Here is a 13,063-nt window from a genome sequence, read left to right on the forward strand (position 1 = left end):
CCTGTCACCTGATTGCGTTTGCGTCGCTACGCTCGGTGACTGGAGGTGGTTGGCATGCGAAGCCGCGAACTGGACCCGAGTGCGTCGCCGCTGGACTACTACGGGTACGAGCTTCGGCGGGCTCGGGAGGCGGCGGGGCTGACGTTGGCGCAGCTGGGGTCGATCGTCTTCTGCACGGGGTCGCTGATCGGCCAGATCGAGACGGCGGCGAAGGTCCCGCAACGGGACTTTTCCGAGCGGTTGGATGCGGCGCTGGGGACGGGTGGGTTGTTCTCGCGGTTAGTGGGGCTGGTGCTGCGGAGCCAGTTACCTAGTTGGTTTCAGCCGTATGCGGAGATGGAGGCGAAGGCGGCATACATCTCTACGTTTCAGGCCCAGTTGGTGGACGGTCTGCTTCAGACAGAGGCGTACGCGCGGGCGGTGCTGGGTGTGCGAAACGAGAGTGGGCTGGACACGAGAGTGGCGGCTCGGATGGAGCGGCAGCGCGTTCTGGAGCGGGAGCATCCACCGGCAGTTTGGGTGGTGCTCAGTGAGGCTGTGCTGCGCCAGGAAGTCGGCAGCCGGGAGGTCATGCGAGAGCAACTCGCCCACTTGTTGACCTTGCGCGAGCGGCAATGGCTGAACGTGCAGGTGCTCCCGTTCGAGGCCGGCGCGCACGCCGGTTTGATGGGCTCGTTCGCCATCCTGCGCTTCGACAGGGACCCCGACATCGTGTACACGGAGGACTTCGTGCAAGGGCACATGACGGCGAATCCGCAGCCGGTCAGGGAGGGTTCGGTCCGTTACGATCAACTCCAGGCCGCCGCCCTCTCCTCTGAGGACTCGGCAGCGCTGATCTCCCGCATGATGGAGGGGCGTTATGGAAACGAGCCGGAACCTGGCGGGCGCGATATGGCGTAAGTCGCCGTACAGCGGCGACACCGGCGGCCAGTGCGTCGAGTGCACGCCCCTCGGCGCAGCCACCTGGCGCAAGTCGTCCTACAGCGGTGGCACCGGCGGTGATTGCGTCGAGGTCGCCGACCTCACCCCTCACATAGCCGTCCGCGACTCCAAGAACCCCGTCGGCCCCCACGTGACCTTCTCCGCCACCGCCTGGGCCGACTTCCTCACGTACGCCGCGAAGTGACCATGGGGCCGCCTGACGGGGTTCACGGGCAACCGTCAGCTGCGTACCCGGTCTCAGGGCGACGTGCAGCGGCGGCTAGACGAGCTCCGAGCGGGGTGTGACCATGTAGACGAAGAAGCCGCCCGCCACGAACGCGTGCTTCGCCCCTTCGTCGGCCCCCTGGTACGAGGGGCCGTGAAGATGGAATGCCTCCCGCGCACCCGGCAATGCTGCCGAAGCCGTCAGGAAGCGGCCGTCGGTGGCTTCGCTCTCCCCCGGCCCACCTGTGTGCGTACCGCTCCCATGCTTGCGCCGATGACCAGGGCGATCGCGGCTGCCTGGGTGGCGGAGAGGGTCTGGTCCAGGATGAGGAAGCCGGCCGTCGCTGCGATGGCCGGTTCCAGGCTCATGAGGATGGCGAAGGTGGAGGCGGGCAGGCGGCGCAGGGCGAGGAGTTCGAGGGTGTAGGGGAGGACCGAGGAGAGGACCGCCACCGCCGAACCCAGGGCCAGCGTGGTCGGGTTCAGCAGCTTGGTGCCCGATTCGACGATCCCCAGCGGGAGGAACAGCAGCGCCGCCACCGCCATGGCCAGCGCCAGGCCGTCGGCCTGGGGGAAGCGGCGGCCGGTGCGGGCACTGAAGACGATGTACGCCGCCCACATCGCGCCCGCCCCGAGCGCGAAGGCGACGCCCACCGGGTCGAGGCTACTGAAGCCCCCGCCGCCCAGGAGGAAGACGCCGGCCAGGGCCAGGCACGCCCAGAGCGCGTTGATCGCACGGCGCGAGGCCAGGACCGAGAGGGCAAGCGGGCCCAGTACCTCCAGGGTCACGGCGGGGCCGAGCGGGATGCGGGCGACGGACTCGTAGAAGAGGCCGTTCATCGCGCCCATGGTGATGCCGAAGACGATCACCGTCACCCAGTCGGTGCGCGAGTGGCCGCGCAGCCGGGGGCGGCAGACCAGCATCAGGATCACCGCGGCGGCGAGGAGGCGCAGGGTGACCACCCCGAGCGCGCCGGCCCGGGGCATCAGTGTCACGGCGAGGGCTCCGCCGAACTGGACCGAGATCCCGCCGGCCAGCACCAGTCCGACCGGCCCGAGCGAACCGAGCGAACCGAAGCGGCGGGGCGCACCGTCCGCGGGCGTGGGCACGGGGTCCGTCATGGAGGTGGGTGAGGACGACGGGGTGGTGGCGCTGGAGGTGCTCACGGGCGGTCCTGGGGGCTGGCTCGGGTCAGGGTGTGTTCATCGCGATGTACTACCGAGTCCAGGGTAATAGACTTCGCCAGGAGTGTGAACCGCTTATGCAACTGTCCTGGATGCTGAGATCAGATGCCGGGCCAGGGGTCCGCGTCACGGAACAGCGGGCGGCCGTCCGGGAGTGCGGTGGGGAGTGTGGTGGGGACGGTTCCCTGCGCCTCGTAGGGAGGCTGGATCCAGACCGCGGCGGCCGCATACGGGTCGTAGCCCTGCCCGTATGCGTACTCCTGCGCAGGTGCCGGCGCTTCCTCCGCGAACAGCGGCAGGCGCAGTTCCGCCGTGTCCATCGCCGCCGCCGCGTTGTTCTGTGAGCGGTGCAGCCGGGAGTACGGCCCGCCCCGCGCCAGCAGTTCCTCGTGCCGGCCCGTCTCCACGATGCGGCCGCGGTCGACGACCAGGATGCGGTCGGCGTCGGGGGCGAGGTTGAGGTCGTGGGTGATCATGATGGTCGTACGGCCCGTCGTCAGGCGGCGCAAGGGCTTGACCACCCTGCGCGCGGCCATTGCGTCCAGGCCCGTCGTCGGCTCGTCCAGGACCAGGACCGGTGCGTCGCGCAGGATCGCGCGGGCGATGGCGAGGCGCTGGAGCTGGCCGCCGGACAGGCGGGCCGAGTTGGGGTCGACCCTGGTGTCGTAGCCGTCGGGGAGCCGGACGATGAATTCGTGCGCGTCGGCCGCCTTCGCCGCCTCGACGATCGCCTGCTCGCTGGCGCCGGGGCGGCCGCAGGCGATGTTCGCGCGGACCGTGTCGTGCAGGACGAGCGTCTCCTGCGGGAGCAGGGTGACGTACTCGCGCAGCCGGGCCAGCGGGTAGTCCCGCAGCGGTACGCCGTCCAGGAGGATCTGGCCCGTGTCGGGGTCGTAGAAGCGCAGGAGGAGTTTCGACACCGTCGACTTGCCCGCGCCGCTGGGGCCGGTGATGATCACCAGCTCGCCCGGGGTGACGGTGAAGGAGAGGCCCTGCAGGGCCGTTCCGTCGGCGCCGGGGTAGCTGAAGCCGACGTCGCGGACCTCCACCGTGCCGTCGGGGCGGCCGGTCTCCACGCCCCGCCGGGGGTCGGTGACCGACGGCTTCATGTCCAGGATCTCGATGAGCCGTTCCGCGCCCGCCGTGGCCGCCGTGACCGTGAGGCCGAGCTGGGCCAGGCCCCGGACGGGCGGGTAGAGATAGCCGAGGAAGGCGGCGAAGGCGAGCAGCTGGCCGAGGGTCATCCGGCCGGTGGAGATCTCCCAGGCGCCGATGCCGATCACCGCCAGCACGCAGATCGTCTCTAGGACCTGGACGAGCTGTTCGTAGGCCTCGTTGAGGCGGGTGGAGCGGACCGCGGCGCGGAACCAGGCGTTCGCCTCCTCGCTCAGCCGCCGCCGCTCCGCGTCCCGGCGGTCGTACGCCTGCGTCAGCACGATGTTGCCGAGGGACTCCTCCACGACGGAGGTGATCGCGCCGTCGGCGACCCGGCCCTCGCGCGAGACGTCCTTGATGGAGCCGGAGAAACGGCGGGCCGCCAGCCAGAACAGCGGGGCGAGGACGAAGGTGGCGGCGGCCAGGTCCCAGCGCAGCCAGAACGCGGCGGCCGCGTAGAAGAGGGCGGAGAAGGCGGCCGAGGCGGCGCCGACGAGACCGGAGACGACCATCGTCTCGATCGCCTCGACGTCGCTGGTCAGCCGGGAGAGCAGATCGCCCTGCCGGTGGCGCTGGAAGAAGTGCGGGGGCAGCTGCTGCACATGGTCGAAGACGTGCTCGCGCAGCCGCATCACGAAGCGCTCCGTCACCCAGGCGGCAAGGGAGTTGCCCGCGTACGCTACGGCCGCGCCGACCGCGGCGATGCCTAGCCACTTCACGGCCGGACTCCAGAACGCGCTGAGCGAGCCCTTCTGCAGGGCGTGGTCGGTGAGGTCGCTGAAGAGCAGGATGGCCTCGGTCTCGGCGAGCGCGGCGAGCACCGTGCACAGCCAGACGACCAGCAGCCACCGGCGCAGTCCTCTGGTCAGCGGCCAGAAGCGGTGAAAGGCGGTACGGGCGGGGATGGTCGGAGTGTCCTCGTATTCGAGTTCCGCACCCCCACTGTCATCCTTGTCCATTTCACATTCCCTCCGCTTTCCGTCGCCGATATTCGAGATCGATTGAATTCAGGAATGCGCGAAGGGGGCCGACGGTGCACCATCGGCCCCCCTCATCCGCTCAGCTCCGGATCAGTCGTCGCGGCCGGGCAGCGGCTTGGGCAGCGGCTTGTGCGCACGCTTCTTCGGCTTCGGCTTCGGCGGCGGAGGAAGCTGCTTCGACTTGGGCTTGGGGGGCAGCGGGGCCAGCTTCTTGAAGCTCATTCCGACTCCTAGTGTTTCGCAGTTCAGGTGATTCGAGAATTCCGCGTCCGGCTCCCGATGAACAAGAAGCTACACGGCCCACATGTGCCCTGACGGCAAAAATGGCAAAGGAGCGCTGTGAATACCCTGGGAAAAGCTGGGAGTTACTTTGGCAGGCTGAGTATTTCGTCGCCAGGCCGGAGGGGCGCCCCCTCAGTTCCCCTCTCCCTCCAGCGCCTCCGCCAGCACCTCCGCCAAGTGCCGTCCCCGTACCCCGGCCAGTTGCTCCAGCTGTGTGCGGCAGGAGAAGCCGTCTGCCAGGATCACCGTTCCCTCGGGGGCCGTTCGTACCGAGGGCAGCAGTTGTTCCTCTGCGCAGGTCTTCGACACCTCGAAGTGGCCCTTCTCGAAGCCGAAGTTGCCCGCGAGGCCGCAGCAGCCGCCGGTCAGTTCGCCGGTGAGGCCCGCCGCCTCGCGCAGTCCGCGGTCGGGGGCGTCGCCCAGGACCGCGTGCTGGTGGCAGTGGGTCTGGCCGGCCACGGGGCGGTCCACCGGGGGCGGGGGCCACTCGGGCGCGTACCGCGCCAGGGCCTCCGCGAAGGTGACGACCGCCGATGCCAGGCGTGCCGCGCGCGGGTCGTCGTGCAGCAGTTCGGGCAGGTCCGTACGGAGGGCGGCCGCGCAGCTGGGCTCCAGGACGACGACCGGCGGGATGTCGTCGCCCAGTTCCGGCAGCAGATACGGCTCCATCAGGTCGAGCGTGCGCCGCAGCACCGCGCGGGCACGGTCCAGCTGGCCGGTGGAGACGTACGTCAGGCCGCAGCAGGCGCGTGTACGGCGGCCCGGCGCCCACGGGTTCATGCCCACCCCCTCCACCTCGCCCCGCGCCGACCGCCGGACCCTCATCCGTCTCGTCGGCGGGAGCGTCACGCCCAGTCCCGCCGCCTCCAGGACGCGAACGGCCGCCTTTCCCACCGACGGCGAGAAGTGTTCCGTGAAGGTGTCCGGCCACAGCAGGACGGTGGTCCGGGGCGCCTCGGCACCATGCTTGCCGGTCCGTCCCGCGGCGGCCCGACCCCGTAGCCGCGCCCCGAGCCGCCGTGCCCACCAGCGGCTGAACGTCTCCCCCGCCACCCGCGGAATCTCCCGCTCCGGCGCGATCCCGCCCAGCCACTTCGCCGCCCGCGCCAACGGCCGTACGGAGGCGAGCGCGTTGAGCACCGGCGCGGTGCGGGTGCGGGCCACCCAGCGCAGCCACAGCGGCAGCCACCCCATCGTGTAGTGGGCGGCCGGGCGCCGCCGTCCTTCGTAGTGGTGGTACAGGAACTCCGCCTTGTACGTGGCCATGTCGACCTCGACCGGACAGTCGGAGCGGCAGCCCTTGCAGGACAGGCACAGGTCCAGCGCGTCCCGGACCTCGGTGGAGCGCCAGCCGTCCGTCACCAGCTCGCCCGCGAGCATCTCGTGCAGCAGCCGGGCCCGCCCGCGCGTGGAGTGCGCCTCCTCGCCGGTCGCCCGGAAGGACGGGCACATGACGGAGGGGCCGGCCGCCGTGGTCGTACGGCACTTGGCGACCCCGACGCACCGGCGCACCGCGGCCGAGAAGTCACCGCCGTCGGCCGGGTAGCCGAAGGCCACGTCGACCGGGCGGCGCGGCAGTACGGAGAAGCGCAGGTTGGCGTCCAGCGGGGCGGGGCGGACCAGCATGCCGGGGTTGAGCAGGTCGTCCGGGTCCCATACGCCCTTGGCGCGCTCGAAGAGGGCGACCGTCTCCGCGCCGTACATCCTCGGCAGCAGCTCCGCGCGGGCCTGTCCGTCCCCGTGCTCCCCGGACAGCGAACCGCCGTGGGCCACCACGAGGTCGGCCAGTTCCTCGGAGAAGCGCCGGAAGCGGCCGACGCTCGCGTCGGTCATCAGGTCGAAGTCGATGCGGACATGGATGCAGCCGTCCCCGAAGTGCCCGTACGGCGTGCCGCGCAGCCCGTGCGCGGACAGCAGCCCCCTGAAGTCCCGCAGATACGCGCCGAGCCGCGCGGGCGGCACCGCGCAGTCCTCCCAGCCGGGCCAGGCCTCCGCCCCGTCCGGCATACGGGTCGCCGTGCCGCTCGCGTCCTCCCGGATGCGCCACAGGGCGCGCTGGGCGGCGTCCTCCGTCACCACCAGGGAGTCCACGACGTCGGCCGCGCGGACGATCGTCTCCGCACGCGCGCGTGCCTCTTCCGGCGACTCCCCGCCCGTCTCCACGAACAGCCAGGCGCCGCCGGCGGGCAGCCCGGCCGCGGACGGCACCAGGTCGGCCGCCATGCCCTCCACGGTCAGCGGGTCGTACGGCAGCAGCCCCGCCGCGGCCTCGGCGGCCGCGCTCTCGTCGGCGTACCCCAGCACGGCCAGGGCACGCGCGCGGGGCGCCTCGACGAGTCGTACGACCGCCTCCGTGAGGATGCCCAGGGTGCCCTCCGAGCCACAGAAGGAGCGGGCGACATCGGCGCCCTTCTCGGGCAGCAGCGCGTCCAGCGCGTACCCGGAGATGCGGCGGGGCAGGTCCGGGAAGCCCGTGCGCAGCCGGGCCAGTTCGCCCTCGGCCAGCGCCCGCAGGCCCTGCGGCGCGCCGGCCCAGTCCTGGCCGAGCCGCAGCCGCTCGCCGCGCGCGGTGACCACGGCCAGCTCCCGCACGCTGTCCGCGGTCGTCCCCCAGGCCACCGAGTGGGAGCCGCACGAGTTGTTGCCGATCATCCCGCCGAGCGTGCACCGGCTGTGCGTCGCGGGGTCCGGGCCGAAGCGCAGGCCGTGCGGGGCGGCGGCCTCCTGGAGCCGGTCGAGGACGAGACCCGGCTGCACGACGGCCGTGCGCGCCTCGGGGTCCACCGAGAGCACCCGGTTCATGTGCCGGGTGAAGTCCAGCACCACGCCCGTGCCCGTCGCCTGGCCCGCGATCGACGTGCCGCCGCCGCGCGCGACCACCGGCACCCCGTGCGCCCGGCACACGTCGAGGACCGCCGCCACGTCGTCAACATCACGTGGCGCCACCACCCCCAGCGGGACACGCCGGTAGTTCGACGCGTCCATGGTGACCAGCGCCCGGGACGTGACGTCGAAACCCACCTCGCCCCGGACGGCTCCCCGCAGCTCCGCCGCCAGATCCGCCGCCAGTTCCGTCATGCGTCCAGGATGCATCCGACCACTGACAGTGACGGAACCCGCCATGACGTCGTAGCTCTCCACAAGTCCACGGGCCGGCGGAGGTCGTCTCATCGAACGGACACGTTTCCGCAGGGTTTCACCAAAGGGATACGCTCCGGCTCGTGGCTGAGATCCAGATTCCCTCTGACATCAAGCCCGCGGACGGACGTTTCGGCGCGGGTCCCTCCAAGGTGCGGACGGAGGCGCTGGACGCCCTCGCCGCCACCGGCACGTCCCTCCTCGGCACCTCCCACCGCCAGGCTCCGGTCAAGAACCTGGTCGGCAAGGTGCGCGAGGGCATCTCCGAGCTGTTCTCCCTGCCCGAGGGCTACGAGGTCGTCCTGGGCAACGGCGGGTCCACCGCGTTCTGGGACATCGCGACCCACGGTCTGATCGAGAACAAGTCGCAGCACCTCACGTTCGGCGAGTTCTCCTCCAAGTTCGCCAAGGCCGCCAAGCTCGCCCCGTGGCTCGCCGAGCCGACCGTGATCTCCTCCGACCCGGGCACCCACCCGGAGCCGCAGGCGGAGGCGGGCGTCGACGTCTACGCGTTCACCCACAACGAGACCTCCACCGGTGTCGCCACCCCGATCAAGCGGGTCGCGGGCGCCGACGAGGGCGCGCTCGTCCTGGTCGACGCCACCTCCGGCGCCGGCGGCCTCCCGGTCGACGTCGCCGAGACCGACGTCTACTACTTCGCCCCGCAGAAGTCCTTCGCCTCCGACGGCGGCCTGTGGATCGGCGTCTTCTCGCCGGCCGCGATCGAGCGCGCCGAGCGGATCCACGCGTCCGGCCGGCACGTCCCGGAGTTCTTCAGCCTGCCGACGGCGATCGACAACTCCCGCAAGAACCAGACGTACAACACCCCGGCCCTCGCCACCCTCTTCCTGCTGAACCAGCAGCTGGAGTGGATCAACGGCCAGGGCGGCCTCGCCTGGTCCACGGCCCGTACGAAGGACTCCTCGACCCGCCTGTACGGCTGGGCGGAGGAGTCCAAGTACGCCACGCCGTTCGTCGCCGACCCGGCCAAGCGCTCCCAGGTCATCGGCACGATCGACTTCGCGGACGAGATCGACGCGGCGGCCGTGGCCAAGGTGCTGCGCGCCAACGGCATCGTCGACACCGAGCCCTACCGCAAGCTCGGCCGCAACCAGCTGCGCATCGCGATGTTCCCGGCCGTCGACCCGGCCGACGTCGAGGCGCTGACGAAGTGCGTCGACTACGTGATCGAGAAGCTGTAGTCGTTCCTCGTACGGCTCCGAGGGCGCCCGGCACCTGCCGGGCGCCCTTTGCGTGTGCGGCCCTGTGCGTGTGCGGCGATCACCCTTTGCGCATGCGACAATTACGGCATCGGACCATGAAACGCGCGGAGCTCTTCCATGCCGACCGTGCACGCAAGCCACCGCCGCTCTCTCCTGGCCGCCCCGGTACTCGTGGGCGCCCTGGTCGCCCCCGCCCTTCTGCCGGTGGCGACCGCCTCGGCCACCCCCGCCACCCGCCCGGCTGCCGGTGCCCCGGTCGCCGGCGACCCGGCCGCCCGTTACGCGGGCAAGTCCGTCGCCATCGGCAAGGACATGGTGGCCGTCCTGCGCAACGATCCCGGCGCCGGCGGCCCCGAAGCGTGGATCCGCGCCGTGGGGCCGAACTGGCGGCAGGGCGACGCCTACATGTACCGCGTGCTGGACAAGCTCGACCGCTCGCACGGGACGGCCGAGCAACGCGGTCTCTCCCTGCGCCTGGTGGGTGCCGAGGGCTCCGCCCCCGCGCTCAAGGTGACCGGCGCGGTGGCCGGCGCCAGGAGCGGAACGCGCACCTACCCGCTCCCGAAGGTCGGCACCCCCGACGCCCGCGGCTGCACCATCGTCGACGAGAGCTTCATCGGGGCCGGGACCGTCGCCGTGCTGAGCAACGGCCCCGGAGGGCCGTCGGCCTACTTCAAGAACGAAGGCGACGGCACGCGCGTCGGCGGCGTCGTCGACCGGGCGCATCCCGCGCTGCCGAAGAGCGCCGGCTTCGTCGCCCGGATCATCGACCCCTATGGGAAGGCCCCCGAGCTGCTCACCGACATGGAGGGCGGAGGCCACCCCGCGGACACGACGGCCTTCCCGGCCCCCGGTTGCGTGCGGTGACCCGGCCCCTCAGCCGCGTCGCCGCAGCCGTCGTAGGCCGAACACGGCGGCCGCGGCGACGGCCACGGCGAGGGCTCCGAACTTGACGCCGTCGCCCGAAGCGCCGCCACCGCTCCCGGAAGCCGCGGAACTCCCGCCTCCGGATGGCGACTTGTCGGACCCGGACCCGCCGCCGCCCGGCGCGCTCTGCGCCTCCACCGTGCTGTCCGCGCCCTCGCTGCCGTACATGAGCTTGGTGCCGTCGGCGGAGTAGGTGATCGACTCGCCCTGCCCCTGGAGGGGCACGTTCAGCCGCCCCTTGCGCTCGATCTTCCCGCCGTTCCAGTCGTAGTAGATGCCGCCGAAGTAGCCGCGCACGGCGAGCTGTTCGCCGTCGGGGGAGAAGGCGGCGTCCGTGGCCCAGAGGTCGACGGCGGCGACGGGCTTGAAGATGTTGGCGCCGGAGGGCGACAGCTGGGCCGGGCCCTCGTACAGGTGCCCGCCGTTCTCCTTCTTGTCGATGATGTACACCCGGCCGGTCTTCGGATGGACGACGAGCGACTCGGCGTTCCGCGCCCCGTCGGAGTACTTCACGACGTACTGCGTGGCCTTGATCGTCTGGTCCTTGAGCACCTTGGGCTCGGGCAGCCGGTAGATCCAGACGTACGGCCAGCTGCCGTCGAGGTTGTCGCCGATGTCGCCGACGTAGATCTGGTTGCCGGGCCCGATGGAGATGGCCTCCACGTCGCGCGGCGAGCCGATGCCGCTGAGCGTGACCGTGGCGACGGTCTTGCCGGTGCCGCTGTCCACGGCGTAGATGTACGGCCCGTCGTCGCTGTCGTTGTGCGTCCAGTAGATGCCCCGGTGCAGATGCGAGGCGGCGAGACCGCTGGACTCGGCGATCCGCGAGTCCTTGATCGTGAACCCTTCGTCACCGTCACCGCCACCGTCACCGCCTGCGGCGGAGGCGGGCAGGGCGAGGGCGCCCGTGAGCAGGACTCCGGCGAGGAGGGCGAAGGATCGACGCATGCCCCCAAGCCTGCCATCCCGCAGGGAGGTTCACCGGACGAGGTGGCCCGGTGGTGGGACGTGGTGGGCCTCACACCCCACCCGCCCCCGTGATCGTCCATCATGAGCGGATGCTCAGGTTCATGCCCGTCGGTGACTCCATGACGATCGGAAGCGCGGGCGAACACACTTGGCGCTACCGGCTGTGGCAGCACCTGTGCGCGACGTACGACGGCCCGTTCACGCTGGTCGGCCCGCGCGAGACGCTGTACGACAAGATGGCGGACGCCCCCACGTCGTACTACTACGCCGACCCCGACTTCCCCCGCGCCCATCTGGCCGGCTGGGGCGAGGGCTGGCAGCACATGGCTCCGCTGATCGGCGACGCGGTGAAGAAGTGCCGGGCGGACGTCCTGCTGGTCTCCCTCGGCCTGATCGACCTGGGCTTCTACACGAACGCGGAGCAGACGGCGGAGAACGCGCGGGCCTTCGTCGCGGCCGCCCGTGCGGCCAACCCGCGTATCCGTATGGTCCTGCTCCCGGTGATCCCGAACATCCGCGCCGCGGCCGACGCGCCCTTCGCCGAGCAGGTGGACCGGTTCAACGTCCTGCTGGCAAAGGCGGTCGCCGACCTGGACGAGCCCCGCTCGCCGATCCTGCTGGCGTCACCACCGGAGTCGTACGACATCCACGCCGACACCTACGACGGCACACACCCCAACGAAAGCGGCGAGCACCGGATCGCGGAGGCGTTCGCGGGGGCGATGTGGGAGGCGTGGGGGGTCGGACAGGCGTACGTGGCTGGAACGCGTTGACTTGATCGCGGCGTCTCCTTGTCACTGTGCGTATCGTTGTACTGCGCGGCTGCACATGTCCGTGGGCAGCCGGGGAGGAGCGCCACGGTGACCGTCCTGGAGGACAGGATCGAGATGGCCGACGTCAACACCAAGCGTCTGGACGAGTGGTTCGAGCGCCTTGAGCGGATGCCCGTCCCCGAAGGATTCAGGGTCGAGATCGTCGGGGGCAATGTTTATATGACGCCACAGCGCCGCACCCATTGGGAAACCATCCGCCGGATCGTGCAAGCTCTGGAGGACCGGTTCGGGAGGGACGTCATGGTGTTCTCGGATGTTCGGATCGACTTCCCGGGTCGCGAGAACGGCTTCTGCCCGGACGTCGCCAAGCTCAGCGACTCTGCGGAGGAGGACGAGGAAGGTCACTGGCGCTACCAGGACGTCGAGTTCGTCGCAGAGGTCATCTCCGAGGGAACGGCCCAGAACGACTACGGCCCCAAGAAGACCGCGTACGCCCTCGCGGAGGTTCCCGTCTATCTGGTCGTCGACCCGTACTTGGGCAAGTGCCGACTCTTCACCGAGCCCAAGGACGGCGATTACGTCAACGACTTCTCCGTCGCCTACGGCGGGGTCGTCGACCTCACCGGCACCTCGGTCGACCTGACCCTTCGCACCGACGAGTTCCCGCGGGACTGATCGCCGTCAGGGGCGTTCAGGAGGGCTCAGACAGGATCGAGACAGACATGGCCGACGAGAATGCCCAGCTCTTGGACGACTGGTTCGAGCGGCTCGAGACGATGCCCGTCCCCGAGGGATACAAGGTCGAGATCGTCGAGGGAACCGTCTACATGACGCCGACGCGGTACACCCACTGGGAAATCATCGCCGACCTCCTCGAGCAGTTGCGAACCAAGTACCCCGGGAAGCGGATGAAGTCCGACGTCCGGATCGACTACCCGGGCCACCTCAACGGCTTCGCCACGGATGTGACGGTGATGGCTGAGGGTGCCGCGAAGACGGAAGCCGGCCGTTCGCGCCACGAGGACGTCGAGTTCGTCGCCGAGGTCATCTCCAAGGGCACCGCCGCCAACGACTACGGCCCCAAGAAGACCGCCTACGCCACAGCCGAAGTCCCGGTCTACGTCATCGCCGACCCCTACCAGCGCAGGTGTCACATCTACACCCAGCCCAAGGAAGGCGACTACGAGATCGAGACCACGGTTCCCTTCGGCAGCGACCTGGACCTCACCAGGACAGTCGTCGGCCTCACCCTCAAAACCGACGAGTTCCCGCGGGACTGATCGCC

The 13,063-nt window shown here is 70.5% G+C and carries 12 protein-coding genes; 7 read left to right on the plus strand and 5 right to left on the minus strand.

Annotated elements, in window-relative coordinates; all coding sequences use genetic code 11:
* Positions 1-54 precede the first annotated feature (54 nt).
* Positions 55-900 carry a helix-turn-helix transcriptional regulator gene (locus tag AB0I54_RS24850; RefSeq protein WP_363298335.1) on the plus strand — a complete coding sequence of 282 codons (846 nt, stop codon included), beginning with the start codon at positions 55-57 and terminating at the stop codon, positions 898-900.
* Positions 860-1,126: a DUF397 domain-containing protein gene (locus AB0I54_RS24855; RefSeq protein WP_363298336.1), complete on the plus strand. Its 267-nt coding sequence runs from the start codon at positions 860-862 to the stop codon at positions 1,124-1,126. Before AB0I54_RS24850 ends, AB0I54_RS24855 begins: the two co-directional genes overlap by 41 nt.
* Before the next feature lie 221 nt (positions 1,127-1,347).
* On the opposite strand, the gene AB0I54_RS24860 is transcribed toward AB0I54_RS24855, so the two are convergent.
* From AB0I54_RS24860 to AB0I54_RS24875, 4 genes are all read right to left on the minus strand, one after another.
* On the minus strand, positions 1,348-2,268 hold the full coding sequence (locus AB0I54_RS24860; RefSeq protein ID WP_363298421.1) for an EamA family transporter: 921 nt from the start codon (positions 2,266-2,268) through the stop codon (positions 1,348-1,350).
* A 164-nt stretch (positions 2,269-2,432) separates the two neighbouring features.
* Positions 2,433-4,445 carry an ABC transporter ATP-binding protein gene (locus AB0I54_RS24865; protein ID WP_363298337.1) on the minus strand — a complete coding sequence of 671 codons (2,013 nt, stop codon included), beginning with the start codon at positions 4,443-4,445 and terminating at the stop codon, positions 2,433-2,435.
* Between the two features lie 111 nt (positions 4,446-4,556).
* On the minus strand, positions 4,557-4,688 hold the full coding sequence (locus AB0I54_RS24870; protein WP_363298338.1) for a hypothetical protein: 132 nt from the start codon (positions 4,686-4,688) through the stop codon (positions 4,557-4,559).
* A gap of 192 nt (positions 4,689-4,880) precedes the next feature.
* Complete coding sequence (locus tag AB0I54_RS24875; protein ID WP_363298339.1) at positions 4,881-7,826, minus strand: FAD-binding and (Fe-S)-binding domain-containing protein; 2,946 nt, start codon at positions 7,824-7,826, stop codon at positions 4,881-4,883.
* 143 nt (positions 7,827-7,969) lie between these two features.
* Between AB0I54_RS24875 and serC the strand changes: the two genes are divergently transcribed.
* Positions 7,970-9,088, plus strand: coding sequence for a phosphoserine transaminase (gene serC / locus AB0I54_RS24880; RefSeq protein WP_363298340.1), 1,119 nt, complete (start codon positions 7,970-7,972; stop codon positions 9,086-9,088).
* A 138-nt stretch (positions 9,089-9,226) separates the two neighbouring features.
* Positions 9,227-9,976 (plus strand): hypothetical protein, encoded by a 750-nt coding sequence (locus AB0I54_RS24885; protein ID WP_363298341.1) that lies wholly within the window; start codon positions 9,227-9,229, stop codon positions 9,974-9,976.
* A gap of 9 nt (positions 9,977-9,985) precedes the next feature.
* On the opposite strand, the gene AB0I54_RS24890 is transcribed toward AB0I54_RS24885, so the two are convergent.
* Positions 9,986-10,984 carry a WD40 repeat domain-containing protein gene (locus AB0I54_RS24890; RefSeq protein WP_363298342.1) on the minus strand — a complete coding sequence of 333 codons (999 nt, stop codon included), beginning with the start codon at positions 10,982-10,984 and terminating at the stop codon, positions 9,986-9,988.
* 110 nt (positions 10,985-11,094) lie between these two features.
* On the opposite strand from AB0I54_RS24890, the gene AB0I54_RS24895 reads away from it, so the two are divergent.
* The 3 genes from AB0I54_RS24895 (at position 11,095) to AB0I54_RS24905 (ending at position 13,058) form a co-directional block, all read left to right on the plus strand.
* On the plus strand, positions 11,095-11,778 hold the full coding sequence (locus AB0I54_RS24895) for a GDSL-type esterase/lipase family protein (protein ID WP_363298343.1): 684 nt from the start codon (positions 11,095-11,097) through the stop codon (positions 11,776-11,778).
* An 87-nt stretch (positions 11,779-11,865) separates the two neighbouring features.
* On the plus strand, positions 11,866-12,453 hold the full coding sequence (locus tag AB0I54_RS24900; RefSeq protein ID WP_363298344.1) for a Uma2 family endonuclease: 588 nt from the start codon (positions 11,866-11,868) through the stop codon (positions 12,451-12,453).
* Between the two features lie 47 nt (positions 12,454-12,500).
* Positions 12,501-13,058, plus strand: a complete 558-nt coding sequence (locus tag AB0I54_RS24905) for a Uma2 family endonuclease (protein WP_363298345.1) — start codon at positions 12,501-12,503, stop codon at positions 13,056-13,058.
* The last annotated feature ends 5 nt before the right edge of the window (positions 13,059-13,063 follow it).

This window comes from Streptomyces sp. NPDC050625 (assembly GCF_040654755.1).
Taxonomy (GTDB): Bacteria; Actinomycetota; Actinomycetes; order Streptomycetales; family Streptomycetaceae; genus Streptomyces.

Excerpts from the sequence above, each read along its gene's own strand:
- AB0I54_RS24850 (WP_363298335.1), top strand. The coding sequence starts at position 55 with ATGCGAAGCCGCGAACTGGACCCGAGTGCGTCGCCGCTGGACTACTAC.
- AB0I54_RS24855 (WP_363298336.1), top strand. The coding sequence starts at position 860 with ATGGAAACGAGCCGGAACCTGGCGGGCGCGATATGGCGTAAGTCGCCG.
- AB0I54_RS24860 (WP_363298421.1), bottom strand. The coding sequence starts at position 2,268 with ATGACGGACCCCGTGCCCACGCCCGCGGACGGTGCGCCCCGCCGCTTC.
- AB0I54_RS24865 (WP_363298337.1), bottom strand. The coding sequence starts at position 4,445 with ATGGACAAGGATGACAGTGGGGGTGCGGAACTCGAATACGAGGACACT.
- AB0I54_RS24870 (WP_363298338.1), bottom strand. The coding sequence starts at position 4,688 with ATGAGCTTCAAGAAGCTGGCCCCGCTGCCCCCCAAGCCCAAGTCGAAG.
- AB0I54_RS24875 (WP_363298339.1), bottom strand. The coding sequence starts at position 7,826 with ATGACGGAACTGGCGGCGGATCTGGCGGCGGAGCTGCGGGGAGCCGTC.
- AB0I54_RS24885 (WP_363298341.1), top strand. The coding sequence starts at position 9,227 with ATGCCGACCGTGCACGCAAGCCACCGCCGCTCTCTCCTGGCCGCCCCG.
- AB0I54_RS24890 (WP_363298342.1), bottom strand. The coding sequence starts at position 10,984 with ATGCGTCGATCCTTCGCCCTCCTCGCCGGAGTCCTGCTCACGGGCGCC.
- AB0I54_RS24895 (WP_363298343.1), top strand. The coding sequence starts at position 11,095 with ATGCTCAGGTTCATGCCCGTCGGTGACTCCATGACGATCGGAAGCGCG.
- AB0I54_RS24905 (WP_363298345.1), top strand. The coding sequence starts at position 12,501 with ATGGCCGACGAGAATGCCCAGCTCTTGGACGACTGGTTCGAGCGGCTC.